20 protein-coding genes are annotated in these 19,625 nt (G+C 60.7%); 9 read left to right on the top strand and 11 right to left on the bottom strand.

Annotated features, from left to right (window positions below):
* Nucleotides 1-315 precede the first annotated feature (315 nt).
* Entirely contained in the window at nucleotides 316-768 is a 453-nt protein-coding gene (locus N5A92_RS17870) for an Lrp/AsnC family transcriptional regulator (protein ID WP_260905123.1), read from the bottom strand.
* A gap of 120 nt (nucleotides 769-888) precedes the next feature.
* Here N5A92_RS17870 and N5A92_RS17865 point away from each other — a divergent pair, with 120 nt between their 5' ends.
* Nucleotides 889-1,869, top strand: a complete 981-nt coding sequence (locus N5A92_RS17865; RefSeq protein ID WP_260905121.1) for a nucleoside recognition protein — start codon at nucleotides 889-891, stop codon at nucleotides 1,867-1,869.
* 347 nt (nucleotides 1,870-2,216) lie between these two features.
* On the opposite strand, the gene N5A92_RS17860 is transcribed toward N5A92_RS17865, so the two are convergent.
* From N5A92_RS17860 to N5A92_RS17835, 6 genes are all read right to left on the bottom strand, one after another.
* Nucleotides 2,217-2,930, bottom strand: a complete 714-nt coding sequence (locus N5A92_RS17860; RefSeq protein WP_260905119.1) for a DUF899 domain-containing protein — start codon at nucleotides 2,928-2,930, stop codon at nucleotides 2,217-2,219.
* 640 nt (nucleotides 2,931-3,570) lie between these two features.
* On the bottom strand, nucleotides 3,571-4,659 hold the full coding sequence (locus N5A92_RS17855) for an ABC transporter ATP-binding protein (RefSeq protein WP_260905117.1): 1,089 nt from the start codon (nucleotides 4,657-4,659) through the stop codon (nucleotides 3,571-3,573).
* A gap of 8 nt (nucleotides 4,660-4,667) precedes the next feature.
* The gene (locus tag N5A92_RS17850) at nucleotides 4,668-5,087 is read right to left on the bottom strand and encodes a RidA family protein (RefSeq protein ID WP_260905115.1); all 420 of its coding nucleotides are present in this window, start codon (nucleotides 5,085-5,087) and stop codon (nucleotides 4,668-4,670) included.
* A 6-nt stretch (nucleotides 5,088-5,093) separates the two neighbouring features.
* On the bottom strand, nucleotides 5,094-5,984 hold the full coding sequence (locus N5A92_RS17845) for a carbohydrate ABC transporter permease (protein ID WP_260905113.1): 891 nt from the start codon (nucleotides 5,982-5,984) through the stop codon (nucleotides 5,094-5,096).
* Nucleotides 5,981-6,862, bottom strand: coding sequence for a carbohydrate ABC transporter permease (locus tag N5A92_RS17840; protein ID WP_260905112.1), 882 nt, complete (start codon nucleotides 6,860-6,862; stop codon nucleotides 5,981-5,983). Before N5A92_RS17840 ends, N5A92_RS17845 begins: the two co-directional genes overlap by 4 nt.
* Before the next feature lie 76 nt (nucleotides 6,863-6,938).
* Nucleotides 6,939-8,219, bottom strand: coding sequence for an ABC transporter substrate-binding protein (locus N5A92_RS17835; RefSeq protein WP_260905111.1), 1,281 nt, complete (start codon nucleotides 8,217-8,219; stop codon nucleotides 6,939-6,941).
* A 146-nt stretch (nucleotides 8,220-8,365) separates the two neighbouring features.
* Between N5A92_RS17835 and N5A92_RS17830 the strand changes: the two genes are divergently transcribed.
* From N5A92_RS17830 to N5A92_RS17810, 5 genes are all read left to right on the top strand, one after another.
* A complete protein-coding gene (locus N5A92_RS17830) occupies nucleotides 8,366-9,817 on the top strand; it encodes an aldehyde dehydrogenase family protein (protein WP_260905110.1) in 1,452 nt (483 codons plus the stop codon).
* Nucleotides 9,818-9,828: 11 nt separating this feature from the next.
* Nucleotides 9,829-10,614, top strand: coding sequence for a creatininase family protein (locus N5A92_RS17825; RefSeq protein ID WP_260905109.1), 786 nt, complete (start codon nucleotides 9,829-9,831; stop codon nucleotides 10,612-10,614).
* On the top strand, nucleotides 10,611-11,609 hold the full coding sequence (locus tag N5A92_RS17820) for a Gfo/Idh/MocA family protein (protein WP_260905108.1): 999 nt from the start codon (nucleotides 10,611-10,613) through the stop codon (nucleotides 11,607-11,609). The genes N5A92_RS17825 and N5A92_RS17820 overlap by 4 nt, the downstream gene beginning before the upstream one ends.
* Before the next feature lie 83 nt (nucleotides 11,610-11,692).
* Complete coding sequence (locus N5A92_RS17815) at nucleotides 11,693-12,430, top strand: FadR/GntR family transcriptional regulator (RefSeq protein WP_260905107.1); 738 nt, start codon at nucleotides 11,693-11,695, stop codon at nucleotides 12,428-12,430.
* A 1,117-nt stretch (nucleotides 12,431-13,547) separates the two neighbouring features.
* Entirely contained in the window at nucleotides 13,548-14,777 is a 1,230-nt protein-coding gene (locus tag N5A92_RS17810; RefSeq protein WP_260905106.1) for a hypothetical protein, read from the top strand.
* A gap of 229 nt (nucleotides 14,778-15,006) precedes the next feature.
* Here N5A92_RS17810 and N5A92_RS17805 read toward each other — a convergent pair whose 3' ends face one another.
* From N5A92_RS17805 to N5A92_RS17795, 3 genes are all read right to left on the bottom strand, one after another.
* The gene (locus N5A92_RS17805; protein WP_260905105.1) at nucleotides 15,007-15,393 is read right to left on the bottom strand and encodes a cupin domain-containing protein; all 387 of its coding nucleotides are present in this window, start codon (nucleotides 15,391-15,393) and stop codon (nucleotides 15,007-15,009) included.
* Between the two features lie 725 nt (nucleotides 15,394-16,118).
* Nucleotides 16,119-16,565 carry a VOC family protein gene (locus tag N5A92_RS17800; RefSeq protein WP_260905104.1) on the bottom strand — a complete coding sequence of 149 codons (447 nt, stop codon included), beginning with the start codon at nucleotides 16,563-16,565 and terminating at the stop codon, nucleotides 16,119-16,121.
* A 34-nt stretch (nucleotides 16,566-16,599) separates the two neighbouring features.
* Entirely contained in the window at nucleotides 16,600-16,758 is a 159-nt protein-coding gene (locus tag N5A92_RS17795) for a VOC family protein (RefSeq protein WP_260905103.1), read from the bottom strand.
* 105 nt (nucleotides 16,759-16,863) lie between these two features.
* On the opposite strand from N5A92_RS17795, the gene N5A92_RS17790 reads away from it, so the two are divergent.
* On the top strand, nucleotides 16,864-17,316 hold the full coding sequence (locus N5A92_RS17790) for a MarR family winged helix-turn-helix transcriptional regulator (protein WP_260905278.1): 453 nt from the start codon (nucleotides 16,864-16,866) through the stop codon (nucleotides 17,314-17,316).
* A 278-nt stretch (nucleotides 17,317-17,594) separates the two neighbouring features.
* Complete coding sequence (locus N5A92_RS17785; protein WP_260905102.1) at nucleotides 17,595-17,918, top strand: YciI family protein; 324 nt, start codon at nucleotides 17,595-17,597, stop codon at nucleotides 17,916-17,918.
* 298 nt (nucleotides 17,919-18,216) lie between these two features.
* On the opposite strand, the gene N5A92_RS17780 is transcribed toward N5A92_RS17785, so the two are convergent.
* Entirely contained in the window at nucleotides 18,217-18,648 is a 432-nt protein-coding gene (locus tag N5A92_RS17780; protein ID WP_210328580.1) for a winged helix-turn-helix transcriptional regulator, read from the bottom strand.
* Between the two features lie 90 nt (nucleotides 18,649-18,738).
* On the opposite strand from N5A92_RS17780, the gene N5A92_RS17775 reads away from it, so the two are divergent.
* Entirely contained in the window at nucleotides 18,739-19,554 is an 816-nt protein-coding gene (locus N5A92_RS17775) for an oxidoreductase (RefSeq protein WP_260905101.1), read from the top strand.
* Nucleotides 19,555-19,625 lie beyond the last annotated feature (71 nt).

Here is a 19,625-nt window from a genome sequence, read left to right as displayed (position 1 = left end):
ATCTCCAGGCATAGGGGAAACGGGGCAGCAGCCCTTGTTGACGCGGTACCGGTTAGCGACATCAGGTCTAGTGGTCGACGTCGGCTTTCAAGCAGCAGCCAAGACGCCGTGGACGGTCAATTCGGGGGCGCAAAGGAGCCTCTCGCGTGGCTTGCCGGCAAACTCGCTGGAATATCATCTCCTGCGGCCATTGCGGGGCCGGGTTGCAGTCTGGCAGCTTCCTAGTTCTCAACGGCGATTTCAGACGTTCAACATGCTGGGATTGAGGTCGCGAGCCCATAGCCGTCATACGCTATTGCATCGACCCAGCGCCTTTTATAGTGGGATTGCAGTTTCATCTTTGGCGGTACGGATCACCATCATCGTCCAGTAGCGTGCAACATTCGTCCGGTCCTGGAACAGCCGATGGCAAAGTGCATCATATTCTTCCATATCGCGCAGGCGCAGCATCAAGACGGCATCAACGTCCCCTGTGACGGCATGAGCTTGGGCGACTGCATCCTCCCTGACCGCTGAATCGAGAAACTGCCGCGTATTCGGTTCACCGTGAAGCCTCAGTTCCACTGTCACCACGGCTCTCAACGTGCGCCCGGCCTTGGCAGGGTTTAAAATTGCGGCAATCCGGTCGATGACACCCGCCTGACGCAGCCGTCGAATCCGCCGCAAGCAGCTCGAAGGGGACAGGCCGACCTCATCGGCCAAGTTGGCGTTCGTTCGTGAGGCATCGTGCTGCAGCAGGTTCAGCAGTTTCCTGTCGATCCGATCCATCCGCATCTCCAAAATCGCAAAGTCCAGTATGCAATAAAAATGCACGGAGGCGCAATTTTTGACCGCAAATGCGAATGGGAGCAGGCTAGGTAATGACGGCAACAATTTGGGGAGACCGAGATGTCAGCGCTCAGATTCGCCGTCCACAAAACCCGCGAAACACTGCAAATTTACTGGGAACTCGTGCGCATCATGGTTCCGGTTACAATCGTGACCGAGGTGATGTCGCGAACCGGGTTGATCGACCTCGCCGCTCCTGCCCTTGCGCCGGTCATGGAGCTTTTTGGGCTGCCGCCGGAATTGGGCCTTGCCTGGCTGACGGGAATGCTTGTGGGGATATGGGGCGCGATTGCGATGATCTTCACGCTGGTGCCCGCCACATCGATGACCGTTGCCGATATTACCGTATTTTCGGCGCTTGTGCTGATTGCGCACGGCCTGCCGATCGAACAGAAGATCATCCAGAAGGCCGGGCCGGGATTTGCGATCACCACGATGATCCGGATTGCCGGTGCAATCGTCTACGCAATGATTCTCCACCATCTGTATGCCACAACCGGTTGGCTGGCGGAAACGCTGGATCCAACCTGGATACCGGTGGCTGCCTCCACTGATTGGATCGGTTTCTTTGGCGGGCTCATGGAGGCGCTTATCTACATGCTCGCCATTCTCCTGGCTCTTGCCTGGGGGCTGGAAGTGTTGAAGCAGACAGGCATCATGGCGCTGTTGATGAAGATCCTCGCCCCGGCACTGCGCCTCGCCGGAATAAAGAGCGAAACGGGTCAGTTTACCGCCGTCGGTTTGTTTCTTGGCATATCCTATGGTGGCGGATTGCTGATCCGCGAAGCGCGATCAGGCAACCTGCCGCCCCGCCAGGTCTTCATTTCATGCGTCTTCATGGGATTTGCACATAGCATTATTGAGGACACTCTAATCGTGATGGCTTTGGGCGCGGACGCCCTCGGCGTGCTCGCCGGGCGGCTTGTATTCGCGGTCGCAGCAACTGCTCTGACTGCGCACCTCCTGCGGTCAATCCCGGATGAGGCCTTCTTTGCACTGGCGTTTCGGCGCGCGAATTGCCAATCAGCGGCAAGCTTGTAGATTGGAATTTCGGATAATTTGAACGGTTGTATTTGTGCTCTTTAAGGCCGCTGGCCCCCTCGTGTCGGCAACTGTTCCAATGCCATCTTCTTCCGCTACTAAGCCGTTCGGCCGATCCACGCCGAACGGCGATGTTCCACGTGCGCCGCGCCAAGGCGGCGCTTCCCAGTGGGTGCAAGTCCCAGCCGGCAAACGCTCCAGCCGGAAGCAACCGGGCGGGCATTGAGGTGACAAAATGCCCGAAGCCCCCGGATAGGGGTCACAGTTTGGTGGCCGCGCGAGCATGCAGGCCGTAACGAGAGTGAACGCTGAGTGTTCTGGAGCTGCGCCTTTTGAATCCTGGCTGCTTAGCGCATGTCGTACTCGTCGTGGCGGCGCCACCAGTTTTCTTCGAGTCCGTCCTCGTTCCTGCCCCACGGGGCAAGGTCGAGGAACCGGTAAGTCCCCATGAAGGGCTCGGTGCCACGGGCGTAGGTGGAGTAAGTGTGGTGGACAGCACCGTCCTGGAGAGCAAAGACGCTTATGCCCTCCTTTTGCGGCTCGGCTTTGTCGACATGCTGGTAGTTATATTCGGCGCCATTCCTCTGCTGCTCATCGGTGAAGGCCGCGCCAAAGTCGTACTTGAAGTCGCTCCCGAGCGAGGAAACCCACGGGAATCGCCAGCCCATTTGCAGCTTGTAGTCCTGGAGTTCCTGCAACGGGGCGATCGACTCGCAAACGAGGGTGATGTCGCGGCCGTTCAAATGGGGGATGACACTGTCGAAATGATCGGCGATCAGGGAGCATCCGGTGCATCCCCGGCGCTCGTCAGTGAGCCGGAATCCGTAGCCGAACATGAAGTGATAGACGAGGAGCTGCGAGCGCCCTTGGAAGAGATCTGCCAGCGAGGCGCTTCCATCTTCGGTCTCGAAGCGGTACTCCTTGTCGATCCGCACCCACGGCAGGTCCTGCCGCTGCCGTGCCACTTCGTCACCGCGGCGCATATGCTGCTTCTCAGCCTCAAGAAGTTGGAGCCGGGCTGCAAGCCACTCTTCACGTGTTCCGGTCTTATGTGTCTTCATCGCTTCTGTCTCCTTCCTTCGGATCTTCATTTCGCCGTTCGAAGCAGTTGGTGCGTTGCAGGATAAACTTAGCGCAGCATGGCAAATCCATGGGAGTGACAAGTGTGACGTGATTGTCCGCAAATCAGGCGTTCCGCGTGCCAGCCCTAGGTGACCGTTCGTCTGCAACTGCGACCTCCAACGTCTTCGCCGGCAATGTCTGCTTTCAGGGAACGGCAAAGCTGATCTCTACGGCCGAGATGGAGGCGCGAAGCGGTCATCCGCGGGCCCGTCTGCGGAAGTCGAGTTTGGGTCAATTCGGCCGGGGGCGATGATGTTGCTCTGGCGTGCTCCAGCGTAGGAGATAAAACGAGAGGGTATTGAGTCTAGGGAGCGCATCCACCAATACAGTGCGACGACTGAATTTGCGTGCTGAGGTGCATCAAATGTCTCGCTGCTGCAGTGATATCTACAGGTCCAAATCCTGCCCCCAATTCCAGCTCGCGCTGCGGCCGCAGTCGACCTTCGCTGCCCCTTGCTTCGCAGCAATCCATCGTCGTCGAGAACGGTATCCGCGGGCTGTCGCGTAGCTTCGGTCTGAAGGTTGGCATCCTCGGCGCCAGCAGGGCAGACGCATTCATCCTTCGTCACTGGAAGCAGGCTAGCGAATCCGTAATCCCCTGTGGTCGAATAAGAGAACCCGTTTCAGATCGAAGGTGATCCAGCAGTTTGCTCCCTTTTTGAAGCGCTTGCTTCCTGGCGCGGCGACGGTGACCAGCTCGGAAATTTCCGGCAGGCGGATATGCATCAACGTTTCGCTTCCCAGATGCTCGACCAATTCAAGTTTGCCGGGGATGGCGCCTGCCGTTGCTCTGCTCGAAACGGTTATTGCGTCGGGCCGTATGCCGAGCACCGCCGCCGCGTCCGGCGTGACTTTGCCGGACAGGCCACTTGGAAGTGTCACCTCGTGTCCGTCGGAAAGGCGGAGAACGGTCGCACCCTGCTTCGCTTGCATTGTGACGTCGAGGAAGTTGATCTTGGGCTGTCCGAGGAAACTCGCCACGAACATGCTGTCGGGGCGCTCATAAAGATCGAGGGGCGCGCCTTGCTGCTCGATGCGACCCTTGTTCAGGACGACGATCCGATCGGCAAGAGTCATCGCCTCCACCTGATCATGCGTTACATAGATCATGGTGGCGTTGAATTCGGCGTGCAGGCGGGCAAGCTCGACGCGCATCTGTGCGCGCAGGCCGGCATCCAGGTTGGACAAAGGCTCGTCGAACAAGAAAACATCCGGGTTGCGGGTGATCGCCCGGCCGATGGCGACACGCTGGCGCTGGCCACCGGAAAGCGCCCTCGGCTTGCGCTCCAGCAATTCCCCGATCTGCAATATGGAAGCTGCTTGTGCGACCTTGGCCTTCACCTCTTCCCTTGGCACACCGGACATCTTCAGGCCGAAACCCATGTTTTCACCCACCGTCATATGCGGATAGAGTGCATAGGACTGGAACACCATAGCGATGCCACGATCGGCCGCCGGTATGTCATTCACGCGCCTGCCGCCGATGCTAATCTCGCCCGCGCTTATTTCTTCCAGTCCGGCGATCATCCGGAGCAGGGTGGACTTGCCGCATCCCGAGGGCCCGACGAAGACCACGAACTCGCGGTCCGGGATCGTCAGAGAGACGTCCCGTACGGCTTTCACATTGCCGAAGCTCTTGCTGACCGATTTCAATTCGACGGATGCCATGAACGATCCTATTTCCCGGCCTTTACGGCCCACATCTCGATTTCCACCAGGAAGCCTGGAAGAAGCACCGCCTGAACCGCCGTCCTGACGGGGCGGGGTTCGGGCAGAATCGCTTCGTAGACCATGTTGAAACGATCCCAATCGGCAAGGTTCAGAAGGTAGATGTTGGCCTTGAACACATCCGCCAAACCGCAGCCGACCGTGGCCAGCTGCCGCGCGCAATTGTCGAGCGTAGTACGCGTCTGCTCCTCTATATTCGCGCCGATCACATGGCCGTCCTTGTCCACCGCCACCTGGCCCGAGATCACCACCAGCCGGCGGGCATCGACTTCAAGAACCGGTGAGTAGGGACCGGCGGTCTTGTGCTGCGCAGCCCCTGCCGGCAGATGCTTGAGCGGGTGGGGACGGTTCTGGTTTCCTGACTCCATTGTCTCCTATCCTTTGACCGAGCCCGAGAGCAGACCCTCGACGACGAAGCGCCAGACCAGGACCACAAGCACGAGCGTGGGGATGATAGCGATGAAGATGCTGGTGTTGAGCAGGCTCCACGACACGTCCGTGTTGCGCGCAAGCGCGGCCATGACCACTGAGACGGGGCGCGATCGCGCCTCGCCGGACAATACCAGGGAGAAGATGTACTCAGAGTAGGAGAGCATGAAGGCAAAGAGGCCCGTCGCCCCTATGGAGGGCAGGGCCAGCGGCACGGCGATGCGGATGAAGCCCTGGAAGCCGGTGCAGCGGTCGAGCATCGCCGCCTCGAACAGTTCCGTCGGCAGCTTGCGGAAGAAAACTGACAAGATAAGCACCGTGAAAGGTAGCGCCTGCGCGGTATGCACGAGGATGATACCGTAGATGGAGCCGATCAGCCCCAGCGACTGCATCAGCATGTAGATCGGCACCACGAGCGCCGTCGTTGGCACCAGCGGCGAGAGGATGATGAACATGAAGCTCAGCTTCTTGGCCGGAAAGGCGTAGCGGGCGAAGACATAGGCTGCCGGCGCGCCAAGCAGGATGTTGAGCGCCATGGCCGAAAGCGCGATGCGCGCGCTGTTCCACAGGCTCTGCGGCACCTGCCGGGCGGCATCAGAGATCATCGACCGGTTGGCGCCCTCCACCAGATAGGAGGGCGGTAGCTCGCCGAAGAAGACATAACGATAGCTCTCGAGCGAAAGCCCGTAGTCGAAAACGGAAGTCTCCCGGCTGAGCAGGACCCGGTCGGGAACAAGGCTCCCATAGAGCGCCAGAAGCACTGGCCCGCCCGTGAACATCAGGATCAGCGTGGCGATGAGGAAGGTGGAAAGGCGGTTGCCGCGGCCGGCCATCATGGACGCTCCCCGAACAGATCCGACGGCAGGGCGCGGGTGATGAGGACGATCAGCAGGGCCGCCACGGCCACCATGACGAAGGCGAGCGCCGAACCCGCGCCGAAATCATACATCGCGAAGCTCTCGCGCCAGATCTGGAAGGCGAGCAGCGTCGTGGCCGTGCCCGGCCCGCCGCCGGTCATCGCATAGACGAGATCGTAAGTGGTGAAGGCGATGAGGGCGTTATAGATCAGAAGCACGACGATCATCGCCTTGACCTCCGGGAAGACGACATACCAGAAGCGCTTCCAGCCGTTGCGGCAGTCGATCGTTGCCGCCTCCAACGTCTCGGAATTTATGGCGGAAAGTGCGGCCATGGTGAGCACCACCGCGAAGGGAATTTGCGTCCAGACATGGGCGACCAGGACACAGGCGAAGGCCAGCCGCGGCGTGTTCAGCCATTGGATCGGCGTATCCACGGCGCCGACCCCCAGAAGTACGCCGTTTATGATGCCGAAGCTGGGGTGGAAAACCCAGATCCAAAGGACCGCACTGATCGCGCCCGGCAGCACCCATGGCAGCAACACGACGGAGCGGACCAACATCGAGCCGGCGAAGCGCCGCTGCAGGAACAAGGCCGCAGAGACCCCCAGGATCACCACAAGGGGCGCGGCCAGGAGCATGAAGACGACGGAATTGAGAAATGCGGTCCTGAAGTAGCTGGAGGTGAGCACCCGGGCGTAGTTGTCGAAGCCGACGAAAGGCTCGCCCGGAAACAGGAGCATCACCTGATGCAGGCTGGTCCAGAACGCGTAAGCCACCGGGTAGACGATGAAGGCCGCGACCGGCAGGAGCGCGGGCAGCAGCCAGAGCAGCGGATAACGTTTGATGGCCCACATCGGCGGGATGGCATCCTGGAAGTGGAGACTGAGCGGGTATGGAGGGCCTGTGAACAAGCCGCCCGTGAGCTAACCGCTAGCGGTTGGCAAACTGCTCGCGCAGCGTGTTCCAGCGCTCGGCGCCGTCGTTCATGGCCTGCTCGACGCTGATCTCGCCCACCATGGCGCTCGCCAGCAGCGGCCGGAAAAAGGCCGACCAGACGGCCGTCCACTCGGTCCAGGTGCCGGCTCTTGCGTTCTCTATCTGATTGGAAAGCACGTCCATGTCGACCCACTCGCCCCACGCTTCTCTGACCTCCTGGTCCTCCAGGAGCGGCAGTTGTCCGAAGCCCAGCCCGTGCTCGACTGCCCAGCGCTTGGCGACATCGTAGGGCTGGCCTGCCATGAACTCGATGAACTTCCAGGCAGCCTCTGCCCTTTCGGGATCGTCGGCCGTCGTGGCCGTGACGGCGTAGAACTTGGCGAAGCCCAGCGTCGAGTGTGCCTCGCCCGGCATCGGGGCCAGCGAGAACTGGCCGGCAAGCGGTTGCTCTGCCTTGTTGTTCATGGCCGCCAGCACGTAATTGTAGACGATGGTGAAGGCATGCTGGCCGGTGTTCATCGTCGTGATGATGTTGGATTCGTGGTTCTCCGGCTGCACCAACTCCTTCTCGAAGGCATCGCGCAGCCATTCGAGGTGCTGGTAGGCGGCATTGTCCGGTTGGTTGAACACCGCGTTCAGATCCTCATCGAAGAGATCGCCGCCGCGCCCATAGACCTGCGCCACGAATGCATCGAAGAAATTGGGCAGTTCCTGATTGTATTCGTAGACGATGGGGCGATTCATGCCGGCCGCCTTGAGCTTCTCGGCTGCCGCCGTCGCGTCCTCCCAGGTCTCCGGCACCTCGATGCCGTGCTCCTCGAGAATCTCGGAATTGTAGAGGAAAGAGATCGTGTCGGCGTAGTAGGGCAGGCCGTAGACCTGGTCCTCATAAGTGACATCGGAGAGGGCGAAACCGGCCATCTCGCCACTCAGCGTGTCGATCATGCCTTCCGGCGCGATCTTGTCGAGCGGCGCGATCCATCCGGCCGAGGCCCAGGCCGGCAACCAATCCTGACCGCCATAGAGCAGGTCTGTCTGCGTGCCGCCACGGAAGCGCAGCACTAGACTGTCCTGATAGTCGGGCCAGGTATAGTCGGTAACGTTGACCTTGATGCCCGGATTGGCCTCCTCGAAGCGGCGAACATTGTCCTGGATCGTGTCCAGCGCATAATTCCAGACGACGAATTCCAACGTGATATCCTGCGCGGAGGAGGGCTGGGCCGCGAGGGTCGCGCCTACCAACATGGCCGCTGCGGAAAGCTTCTTCAGTGACATTCTAGTCCTCCCTTGGCTCACCCCATTGGGCATGGCGTGCCGGCCGCAATCGCGGCCAAAGATCATTGACAGTTTACCCATCGGCTGCACTATAGAGACCATTCCAAATCAATTGCAACCTTTACTGCGAGCTTTGGAGTGCGCCCATGAGTTTCACATTCGACGGCAGGACGAACTTCATCGCCGGGCAGTGGCAGGGCGAAGCGTCGGGCGCCACCAAGGAAGCGCTAAGCCCCATCGACCGTAGGCCGATTGGCCGCATGGCGTGGAGCAGCCGCGAGACGGCACGGCAGGCGATCGCGGCAGCGCGAAACGCGCAAGCCGCGTGGGGGCGCACGTCGCTTTGGGACCGCGCGGCGCTGCTGCGCCGCATGGCAGACCGCATCGAGAAGAGCGCCGAGCCGCTTTCGGCCTTGCTGACGCTGGAGCAGGGCAAGCCCATCGCCGAAGCGCGCTTCGAAATCGGCAAAGCGGCCGACGGGTTCAACCTCGCCGCCGACCTGGTCAAATATCTCGAAGGGCACACCATCCCGACCGAGGACCCCTCGAAGAGGGTGATGACATTCTATCGCCCGCGCGGCGTCTACGCCGTCATCACGCCCTGGAATTTTCCGGTCAACATTCCCGTGGAGTATCTGGCGCCCGGCCTGGCGGCGGGCAATGCCATCATCTGGAATCCAGCGCCCACCACCGCCCTGATTGCAACCGCCCTGACGGAGGTGATCGCCGAGGCCGATCCGCCCGCCGGCATTCTCAACCTCGTCACGGGCGCCGGCCCGGAAGTGGGCGACGAGATCGTCTCCAACCCGGGCACCGAAGCTGTGGGCTTCACCGGCAGCGTGCCGACCGGCCGGAAGATCGCCGCGCGCGCCGCAGGTAAGGCGCAGCTTCTGGAGCTGGGCGGCAACGGCCCGGTGATCGTGCTCGACGATGCCGATCTCGACAAGGCCGTGCGCGCGACCGCCTCCGGCTGCTTCGTGAATGCCGGCCAGGTCTGCTCCTCCTCCGAGCGCGTCCTCGTTCACACCGCCATTTATGACGCCTTCGCCGAACGCATGGTGGAGGAAGCGGGAAAGGTCGTGCTCGGCGATCCCCGCCGGGAGGATGTGACCATGGGGCCGCTCAACAACCCAGCCGTCGCGGCAAAGGTGGCCGAGCATGTCGACGATGCGCTGAAGCGCGGGGCGCAGGCATTGGCAGGCGGCGGCCCCGCCCAGGGCTTGCCAAGCGACCTCTATTTCCAGCCCACGGTGCTCGGCAATGTTGGCCGCGACAGCCTCCTGAACCAAGAGGAAACGTTCGGTCCTGTCGCACCGCTCATCCGGGTGGAGAGCGATGAGGAAGCGCTCGCCGCGGCTCACGACAACCGGTTCGGGCTCGTCGCCTCCGTCTTTACGCGCGACATAGACCGCGCGTTCCGCTTCGTCGAAGAGGTGCAGGCGGGGATCGTGAATGTCAACGACACCAGCAATTACTGGGAGCTGCATATTCCCTTCGGTGGCGCATCCGGTAAGGAAAGCGGGGTTGGCCGCATCGGTGGGCGCTATTCGCTGGAAGCCATGTCCGACCTGAGAACCGCAACCTTCACCATCGGATAGGAGGGCCGCAGGTGCGCTTCGAGGAGATGACCTCACCCCAAATCGACGCGCTCGACAGGGACAGGACCGTGCTCGTCCTGCCGATCGGGTCGGTGGAGCAGCACGGCAACCACATGCCGCTCGGTACGGACACGATGCTCTCCGAGGGCCTGTGCCTTGCCGCCGCCGAGCGGCTGGCGCCGCATGTTCTCGTGCTGCCGCCACCCTGGTACGGTTATTCCCCGCACCATATGCAGTTTGCCGGCAGCGTCACGCTCAGGGCGGAAACGCTGATGGCGCTCGGCGCCGACATCGTGGGAAGCGTCGTGAAGCACGGCTTCCGCCGTATCGCCCTTGTCAACGGCCATGGCGGCAATGCCGATCTCATCGGCATGATGGCCACGTCCCTCGGTCATAAGCACCGTGGTAAGGCGCGCATCGCCGGTCTCACCTATTTCCAGCTCGCCGCCGCCGAGATCGCCTCCCTGCGCAAATCGCGCAAGGGAGGAATGGGCCATGCCGGCGAGTTCGAGACGGCAATGATGCAGCACCTGCGGCCGGGCCTCGTGCGCATCGACGAGGCGGCTTCGATCTATCCGGAGACCGGAACACCCTATCTCTCCACGGATCTCGTGGAAGGAAGCCGGGTCAGCACCTATCTCGACTTCGCCGACCTCTCGCCCACCGGCACATTGGGCGACCCGTCGCTCGCCAGCGCCGAACAAGGGGAACGGTTCTTCGCCGCCTGCACCGAAACGCTGGTGCAATTCCTGAAGGATTTCGCGCAGTGGCCGATCGAAGGGGGCAAACAGGCATGAAAGAGCTTGGCGTCGGCGTCATCGGGCTCGGCTATTTCGGGGCGCGGCACGCACGCCTTTATGCCCGGCACCCGGCGGCGAAGCTCGTCGCTGTCTGCGACAAGGACCCGGACGCAGCCGCGGCAGTGGCAAGCGCCACCGGCGCTGAGGCCCATGCGGAATTCACGGAACTTCTGGCGCGTGCCGATATCGAGGCGGTGAGCATCTGCCTGCCGGACCGCCTGCACGAGGAGGCGGCAGTCGCCGCGGTCCGTGCAGGCAAGGCGATCCTACTGGAAAAGCCCATGGCCCATAACACGGCCACCGCCGGCAGGATCGCGGCGGCGGTCGAAGAGAGCGGCGCCAAGCTGATGGTCGGGCACATATTGCGTTTCGACCCGCGCTACGTGCAGGTTTACGAGGCGGCTGCGCCCGAGCGCCTGGGTGAGGTGATCCATTTGCGCGCCAAGCGCAACGGCATCCGCTCCACGGCCCGGCGGCTGGGGCCGGCGAGTTCCATTCTCTTCTACATTGGCGTTCACGACATCGACGCCATGCAGTGGATCGCCCGCTCGCGGATCTCGCGGGTCTATGCCCAGAAGCGCGAGGTGCTGGGTACCGGAAATGAGGATGCGCTTTACGCCGTCGTCAATTTCGAGAACGGCGCTATCGGCAGCATCGATTACAGTTGGGCCTGGCCGGACGGGCTGATGAACGGGTTCCGCGCCGCCCTGGAAGTCGTCGGCACCAGGGCCGCCACCTATCTCGATGTTACCGACCAGGGCTTTTATGCCGTCTCCGATGCCGGCACGACTGGCGGGGACACACATCTGTGGCCGGAGATCAACGGCCGGATCACCGGCGACCTTGCCGATGAAATAGACCATTTCGTCACCGCGACCCGCAACGGAACGCCCTATCTTCAGCCATGGCAGGAAGCCTTCGACGCGATCCCGGTGCTGGATGCGCTTGCGCATTCAGCGGCGAGCGGGGAACCAGTGACGGTCCAGAGGTAGAACGATCCGGATTGAACCGGAATGGTTGACTTCACGCATAAGACAGGGTTTCTCAAGCGCATTCGACTCGTTCAGAAGAGAAAATGGACACCAGCGCCCGCCCCATCGAACTCAATGTCGTGACCTCACAGGAGAGGGCTACGCCTTCGCTCGTCTATCGCGCGCTTCTGCGGGCGATCCGCGATGGCATCATGATACCGGGCTCCAAGCTGCCCAACGAGCGCGAGCTGGCGAGCCAGCTGAGGACGAGCCGCACCGCCGTGCGCAGCGCGCTTTCGATGATGGAGCGCGAAGGGCTGGTGCGCCGCCGCGTCGGGGCAGGGACCTTCCTTACCGAAGATGCCGACCAGGTCTTCGAGCGCATGGACCAGACCGACGCTGGCACGCATGACGCCGTACCCTCCTTCGTGGAAATCGTCGAGGGGCGGCTCCTTTTCGAGCCCGCCATGATGCATTTAGTGGTCAGCCGTGCCGATGAAGGCGATGTAGCAGCCATGCGGCAGATGCTCGAAAACGTCCTCGATGCGACGACCTGGGCCGACTTCAAGGAAAGCATCTATGCGCTCCACGAGCAGATGTTCGCGGCGACCAAAAACCGGTTTCTCATGCAGATCATGGAGAGCATCCTAGCCGACCGGCGGGCCGTTGCCTTCGATGGCAGGGAAACCGAAAAACCTGCGCCGCAGCCGGTGCGCACGCAGACACACAAGGACCTTTCGGCGATTGTCGAGGCAATCGCCGCGCGAGACGCGAAACTTGCCGAGAGCCTTCTCTCCGATCACTTGATGCGGACACTGGCCACGATCAACATCTGGCAGTGAGGGTTGTTCGCTTCGCAGAAGCATCCGGTATGATGAACGACTGACCGATTATGGCTGCGGCGTCAGTTGCATTGTCGATGCGGTCAAGAGGGGTCACTCATCAATAGCGCATCAGCGTCGAGCAAAAATGCGCCGGCATCGGATCGCGTGGTCGACTTCCGCGCCCCGGCGTCAGCGCCTTCCAACCCTCATCTCGGATCCGGCAGTCACGATGGCACACTGAGCGGTAGGGAGTGGGCAAACCAAGCCGCACTCTGGGACGAACTATTGAGAGCATAATTGGACTATCTTGGCCCATCATGCCGCCACCTCGAAAAGCCCTTTCTGATATCGACGGTTGCGCGCCCCCGCAACCACTTTCGTCATAAATCACTACATATCAAGATATAACAAATGGCTTAGCGCCGCTTCCCGCCCTCGGGGAGGCGCATCACCGCACTTGCGAGCTTGTTCCGCACTGCCAAGGCTTCGCATTCTGCAGAGCCCAACGGCCGAATGATGCGATATAACGCAGACATTGAAATCTGGAAACCCATGGGCCTGCTCGTACCGGACACTGACCTGAAAGGCAGTTCGAATCTCGTCTGGCGCGCCAAAATACGCTATCGAGACTACGCTCGTGCAAAGAGCGGGAAATAGCATGTGTGTGAAAAAGCGTAGAAACGGCGGCGTTCGGCGGTGAAAAAGTTCGAATCGCATACGGTCGTATGGCGAATTTTGACCTTTTTCAGGCTATCACTTGTTCTTATTATGTTCTATGGAATATTGCTTGCATCCGTTTGTCGAGCACACACGATAGCCGCTCCGCCTGATCTCCATGGAACACCGCTTTACCCGTCAAGAACTCTATGACCGCGTCTGGTCAAGGCCGATGTCGCACCTGGTCACCGAACTCGGGACCACCACGGCGATCCTCAGCACATTGCTGCGACGTGCCGATATCCCAACGCCGTCGTCCGGGCACTGGGTGCGGAAAGAGTTCGGAAAGCCCATAGAACAGCCCCCTTTACCGCCAACACCATCTGGATGTGTTGAGCCGCTAGTGCTGGATACCGAGAAGCAGGGGGTTAGGCGCAAACCTAAACATGTCACAGCGGATCCGGCGAGCGCCCTCGGCATGGCACAGAAGACTCCAATGGACGCGCCTGAGAATCCTGTGCAGACCACGCCAAAGCCACGTCCAACACAACCGACCACAATGACACGAGAGGAGCTCCATAGCGCGGTGTGGACGACGCCGATGTCGCGATTGGCTCAGGAATATGGGATCAGCGGCAATGGTCTCGCCAAGATTTGCGATCGGGAGGATATCCCGTATCCGCCGCGTGGATATTGGGCGAAGCATGCCGTGGGCAAAGCGCCGAAACAGACGCCATTGCCGAAATCGAGCAGCGCACGCTCCATCACTATCCGTCCGACACCTTTGCCGCCGCCTCTCATCGAGTTGCCACCGGAGGTGAAGCAACAGGCGGACAGAGCCCGCGCGAGCGCATCCGCCCTTGTAGTACCCGAGCGTCTTCTGAGACCACACACGGTGATCGCGTCATGGCTTGCTGAGTATGAGGAAAAGAAGCGGCAGGCCCGCAACGAACGCGATCCATGGATGCGCAATCTGTACCGTCCGAGCGAGTTCACCGAAACGGACCGTCGCAAGCATCGCATTCTGGATGCGCTTTTCAAGGCGATTGAGCGCCAAGGCGGAAAGGTCGCGCAGGGAGAGCGAGGCGTCCTGTATGCCGAAGTCGTGGGCGAAAAGGTGGAGTTCCAGGTTCGCGAGAAGCAAAGGCAGGAACGGCGGCCTCTGACCGACGACGAGAAGCGATGGCGCTCACCCGGCGACAACGGCTGGAGGAAGGAACTGGTGCCGACGGGATGGCTGGTTTTTGAGATCAAGACCTGGCAATGGCCGGCAGGCCTTCCACGCCAATGGCTTGAATCCGAAAAGCAGCCAATGGAGAGTATGCTGCCGGACATCCTGGCCACTTTCGTGGCAGCCGGGCCATTGCTCGTTCAACAACGCAAGGATCGAGAGGCGGCAGAGCGCGAGCGCCAACTCGCCGAGCAGCGCCGCTATGAGGAGCAGCAACGACGCAAGCGAGACGCTAACCGCTGGCGAAAATTCAGGGAGCTGGCACAGGATTGGCACGAACTCGCCGCCGTGCGCGATTTCCTGACGGCATTGCGATCAATGGACACCGAGTCCGCCGCCGAGATCGATGGACGCAGCGTTGAAGAGTGGATCGCATGGGCAGAGGAGTGGCTCCAGCGGGCCGATCCGACAGCCAATGGAGTCGATGGTGTCTTCAAGCAGGTCGCCGTCGTTACCGATTGGACCTACCGAGATTGACCGCCTAGATACCCAACATTTAGACCAATATGCGCCCAAAATCGGCCGTTGAGATCAGCCTATCCCTATCCTGGACGCAGTCAGGCTAGTGGCGATGCGTGGGTCGCTGTGCGCCCCACAGTCGATACTCCCGTCGCGGCCAATGAGTTCGGACCAACACCAATAACGTCAGTCAATTTGACCCGCTGCGATTTCATCAAGATGACCCTCCAATCTCATTTCCATCGCCCTAAATATCGGCCTGGAGCCATCGGGGAGACAGATGGACGTCGATTGTCTGGAGCCGACCAGGACCGAGGTTCTCAAATCGATGCGGTACACCTTTCGGGCCGAGCACAACATCGCCGGCTTCCGCATCTATCACCTTGTCTCCCACGAAGAAGCGCGCGTGCCCCTGTACAATGATGAAAATCTCATCATAGGGGTGAACATGCAACCTTGGTCCTTCCCCAGGCGTGCCATTGCCGTACGCCAAGACCGTGTTTGATGCGCCCAGCAATTCTCCGGCAATGTGACCGCGCCACGGACCAGGAAGTAAGGGATCGAAAAGTCGTTCTTTTGCCGCCTGGCGCTCGTCCGGCATGACGGTTGCGGGGTCAAAGTCATGTCGAGCCATTAAGGTGTCCCTTGATCGCTTATTCTGTTCGCTTACTCATAAGCAGGAGCAGAGTTCGGTGCAAAATTCAGAAGTTCTGCACCTTGCACGGCGTGCAACATGAAACTGGGCCAACTGAGCGCTACTGTGGTGCCAAATGGGTTGCTCTCGACCGTTCAAGCAGTCGCTCTGCCGCTTTGGCGAATGCCTGACGCTCATCAATAGACCAGTCTTTGGTGAGCAACAAGAAACCGCTGTTCTGTATAGCGAGCGCCGTGAAGCGGCGAACATCATCCGCTCGCTGGTCACCGGTATTGAGATCGTGCCAAAGGAGGGCAGGGGACAGGTTGGGGGTAAGAGTGCATGGCGCGCTCGCAGAGCTTATCAACCTGCCAAATCGCAAATCGGGTGAGGCGCCTAAGACTGTATTGATGGTAGCGGAGGAGCTGCCGCCAATACAGTCCTGCAACCGAATTCATTTGTTGAGGCATATCCACATGCGTTCGGAATCGCGCTGCAACACGCTCTCGCGCGATCGAGTACCCAAAGATGATCTGGACTTCCAGCTAAGCTATCGAACCGTAGGCAGCGCCAGGAGCGGCTATGCGGACGTGTTCCGGAATGGCTGCAGTGGGGCCGAAACTTGCCCGTCCGCTATCGGAACGAAGTTGCCAAAAGCAGCCGGCGCGCGGCGCCACCGGCGCCGCGGACATCCGGTTGCATTCTTCTATCGGCTTGGGATGGGATCAGCCCTGCGATGGCCTCCAGTCAGCCGATGGAATGACGTTGACCATCCACGGGACCCCGAACCTGTCGATCAGAGAGCCGAAGCCGGGAGACCAGAAGGTCTCGCCGAAAGGCATGACAGCTTTGCCGCCTTCGGACAGTTGATCGAACCAGCGTTGGGCTTCGGCCTTGTCCTCGGTATGGAGGGTAACGTCGAAGCCATTTTTGGGTTTGTCGACGTTGGGTGCCCATCCGGTGTCCATGTCGGCGCCCATCAGCGCCTGGTCCCCTACATCGAGCCAACAGTGCATCAGCCAGGTCTTGTACTTCTCGTCGGTAATCGGCATGTCGGGGGGGCCATCGCCATAAGGCATGGCGGCGGTGATCTTTCCGCCCAGGACCTTGGCGTAGAACTCGAATGCCTCGCGGCACTGGCCTTGGAAACTCAGGCTGGTCACGATCTTCATTATCGTCTCCTTTTGGTTGGTGCTTCGGCGCGCGTCAGTGATTGAGCTGCCAGGACTGCACTCCGCCCTGCTCGCCCTTCCGCCAGCGCGTGACATCGAGAACCTCGCTGCCGTCGAACAGCGAGACATGGAAGTTCATCGCCCTTTCGGGATGGCCGCCCTGGAATATGAGGAATGGCTGCACCGCGGGCATGGTCCGCTTCCTTCTAGGTTAGATCTTTGGGAAAGCAGCCGTCGATTGCCTTCCTTCATCTATGTTGATATCAACGTAACAAGTTTATGGATGTCAACCTTTCAGATGCACGCTCCTGCCAACCCTGCCTTCGAAACCACCCTCCTGGTACGTGACACCTGCCTGTGCCTGCATACGCAGAGGGCAGCGCGTGCGCTGGCACGCCGTTTCGATGTCGCGTTAAAGCCCGCCGGCATAACCAGCGGGCAGTTCTCTCTCCTCATGTCGCTCAATCGGCCGAAACCACCGAACCTCGGCAGCGTGGCGGCGCTGCTGGCGATGGACAGGACGACCTTGACTGCCAATCTCAAGCCGCTGGAGCGTCGTGCCCTCGTCGAGACGGCGCCCGATCCGACGGACAGGCGAGCCCGACTGCTGCGGCTGACGCCAGCCGGTCGGGCGGTTCTGGCCGAGGCGGTGCCGATCTGGCGGCATCTCCATGCGGCGATCGAAACGGCGCTGTCCGACCCGAATCATCTGCGCTCCGAATTGAACCTCCTTTCGAGATCTGGCGGTTAAGACCGCGTCGCCGGGTAAGGGGCCGGTTGCAGTCGGTCCGGTTTCAGATCGAGGACGAGAAAATCGGCCATTCGCTACCGCGGACGCTGCTGAAACCCAATTGGTAGTTCTGTTTCAAACGCGTCGTCGCAAGCTGCAAAGACGGGTGGAAAGCTGCTCTCTCAGGGCCAAGTGAAGGCCCGGAGAGAGCCGATCTAAGTTGCGCTTCAATTGGCGACCAAAATGCACGCCTTGCGAGCAAGGCTCGGCAGTTCACCAAGAACCTGAAGGGAGCGACTGTGCAAAAATTCGTGATGATTGGATATGGAGACCGTGAGGGATACGACCGCACCGCAGTGGCCGTTCGAGACGCAACCCATGCGCACGACGCGAAGTTGCAGAAAGACGGAGCGTTGATGGGTATCGCGGGCGCTCCTGTGCAAGTGAGAAACCCCAACTCCGCTCAGGTTGAAACGGCAGATGGCCCGTTTATGAAGTCGTCGCTGCCGGTGGCTGGGTTTTCTATCATCGAAGCCGCCAATTTGGCTGAGGCCGTGGATATGGCGTCACGAACTCCCTGCGCCGTTGCACACGGTGTTGTTGAGGTGTGGCCGCTGAAGTAACCGTCATAGCCCGCACGTCATCTTGACACATTCGGAGGTCGTCGAGGGCGACTTGGGGGGCCGGACGCTGACCGTCAGTTTCTGGCATCCAGAGCACGTTAGCAGACTTTTGACAAGTTTAGGTGCCGTTCCAATCTGACCCGGCGCAGACCTTTCCCCACCATGCACTTGCGAATGTTGCGAGCCCTTTGGCGTTGCCACAACTGCAGCTTTTTCCGCCGCTCAGGATGCCAACCTCGGGCATCGGCCGCGCCAGCGTCCGGACGCCAAAGGGAAAGTTCGACCAAAGGCGCTTAGGCTATTCCGCCGCGACAACCCTGATGGGACGGGTGCCGATTCTGGCCCCTGTCGCAGTGTCCACGGCAATCGGCTGGATTTCTTCTCCGGTCTCGGCGTCCACGAAACGCGTCAGTTTGCCCTTGCCGCGATGCTTTCGTCCCCAATCGCCGATCATGAACAGCACCGGCAGGAAATCCCGTCCGGCGCCGGTCAGCAAATATTCATCCCTTGGCGGGCGCTCGGAATAGCGCCGTTTTTCCAGCAATCCCTCCTCCGTCAGCGTCGCCAGCCGCCGGGTCAGCATAGTCGGCGCTATGCCCAGGCTTTTGCGGAAATCATCGAAGCGGGTGAGCCCGAGACTCGCGTCCCTAAGGATCAACAAGCTCCATGCGTCGCCAACAAAGGCGACGCTGCGCGCGATGGGACAGGTGGCTTCGGCAACATTTTTCATGTCGATACCATTTTGATAGTGACTTCGTATCAAAATGATAGTAACACGGCTCTTGGTAGCGTTCCACCCTGAAGAGAAGGAAAAACGAAAATGACCAGAACCGATCGTGGCGTTGCACTCGTCACAGGAGCCTCCTCGGGCATCGGCCGCGCCAGCGCCGAGGCCTTGGCGCGAGCGGGATTCACTGTATTTGGGACAAGTCGCCGCACGGTCGGCAGCGGCCCGAATGGGGTAACCATGCTGGTTTGCGACGTGACGGACGGCGCCTCCGTCGATGCGCTCGTTTCGACGGTGCTCTCGCAGGCCGGCCGGATCGACCTCTTGGTCAACAATGCCGGCATCGGTATGCTTGGAGGCGCCGAGGAATCCTCGGTCGCCCAGGTTCAAGCTCTGTTCGACGTCAATCTGTTCGGCGTCATGCGGATGACCAATGCGGTGTTGCCTTTGATGCGAAGGCACGGCGAAGGGCGCATCATCAACATAGGCTCGATCCTGGGATTGGTCCCCGCGCCGTACTCGGCTCACTATTCCGCCGCCAAGCACGCGCTTGAAGGCTATTCCGAATCGCTCGATCACGAGGTTCGTGCCTTCAATATTCGTGTCTCGGTCATCGAGCCGGCATATGTCCGCACCATCTTCGATCAGAACGGGATCGAGCCGGATTCGGTATTGAAGGAATACGATCGCGCTCGGGCCGAGGTCGACGCACTCCTTCGCGATGTGATGCCTAAGGCCGACCGGCCGGAAGTGGTGGCGGATGTGGTCGTCAGGGCCGCGACCGATGTTAGTCCGCAACGGCGCTACACCGCCGGCAAGGCAGCGCGGCAGGTCAGCATTCTGCGCCGCTTCGCCCCCTCAGAGATGTTCGACAAAAGCCTGCGTAAGCAGTTCCGCTTGCCGGTCTGAACACAACACGCCTCTCCGTGGGGCGGCTGTCCGGCGATTAGCTGGGTGTTCCTTGCCGGATCGCCCAACAT

Source organism: Chelativorans salis (assembly GCF_025336525.1).
In the GTDB taxonomy this organism is placed as follows: Bacteria; Pseudomonadota; Alphaproteobacteria; order Rhizobiales; family Rhizobiaceae; genus Chelativorans; species Chelativorans salis.
This window is presented reverse-complemented; position numbering and strand designations above follow the sequence as displayed.

Bases quoted from the DNA above. Each gene is read 5' to 3' on its own strand.
- N5A92_RS17780 (WP_210328580.1), bottom strand. From the start codon at position 18,648: ATGAAAAATGTTGCCGAAGCCACCTGTCCCATCGCGCGCAGCGTCGCC.
- N5A92_RS17805 (WP_260905105.1), bottom strand. From the start codon at position 15,393: ATGGCTCGACATGACTTTGACCCCGCAACCGTCATGCCGGACGAGCGC.
- N5A92_RS17830 (WP_260905110.1), top strand. From the start codon at position 8,366: ATGAGTTTCACATTCGACGGCAGGACGAACTTCATCGCCGGGCAGTGG.
- N5A92_RS17775 (WP_260905101.1), top strand. From the start codon at position 18,739: ATGACCAGAACCGATCGTGGCGTTGCACTCGTCACAGGAGCCTCCTCG.
- N5A92_RS17870 (WP_260905123.1), bottom strand. From the start codon at position 768: ATGGATCGGATCGACAGGAAACTGCTGAACCTGCTGCAGCACGATGCC.
- N5A92_RS17790 (WP_260905278.1), top strand. From the start codon at position 16,864: ATGCACGCTCCTGCCAACCCTGCCTTCGAAACCACCCTCCTGGTACGT.
- N5A92_RS17845 (WP_260905113.1), bottom strand. From the start codon at position 5,984: ATGATGGCCGGCCGCGGCAACCGCCTTTCCACCTTCCTCATCGCCACG.
- N5A92_RS17855 (WP_260905117.1), bottom strand. From the start codon at position 4,659: ATGGCATCCGTCGAATTGAAATCGGTCAGCAAGAGCTTCGGCAATGTG.
- N5A92_RS17860 (WP_260905119.1), bottom strand. From the start codon at position 2,930: ATGAAGACACATAAGACCGGAACACGTGAAGAGTGGCTTGCAGCCCGG.
- N5A92_RS17820 (WP_260905108.1), top strand. From the start codon at position 10,611: ATGAAAGAGCTTGGCGTCGGCGTCATCGGGCTCGGCTATTTCGGGGCG.
- N5A92_RS17810 (WP_260905106.1), top strand. From the start codon at position 13,548: ATGGCACAGAAGACTCCAATGGACGCGCCTGAGAATCCTGTGCAGACC.
- N5A92_RS17840 (WP_260905112.1), bottom strand. From the start codon at position 6,862: ATGTGGGCCATCAAACGTTATCCGCTGCTCTGGCTGCTGCCCGCGCTC.
- N5A92_RS17850 (WP_260905115.1), bottom strand. From the start codon at position 5,087: ATGGAGTCAGGAAACCAGAACCGTCCCCACCCGCTCAAGCATCTGCCG.
- N5A92_RS17815 (WP_260905107.1), top strand. From the start codon at position 11,693: ATGGACACCAGCGCCCGCCCCATCGAACTCAATGTCGTGACCTCACAG.
- N5A92_RS17865 (WP_260905121.1), top strand. From the start codon at position 889: ATGTCAGCGCTCAGATTCGCCGTCCACAAAACCCGCGAAACACTGCAA.
- N5A92_RS17800 (WP_260905104.1), bottom strand. From the start codon at position 16,565: ATGAAGATCGTGACCAGCCTGAGTTTCCAAGGCCAGTGCCGCGAGGCA.
- N5A92_RS17795 (WP_260905103.1), bottom strand. From the start codon at position 16,758: ATGCCCGCGGTGCAGCCATTCCTCATATTCCAGGGCGGCCATCCCGAA.
- N5A92_RS17835 (WP_260905111.1), bottom strand. From the start codon at position 8,219: ATGTCACTGAAGAAGCTTTCCGCAGCGGCCATGTTGGTAGGCGCGACC.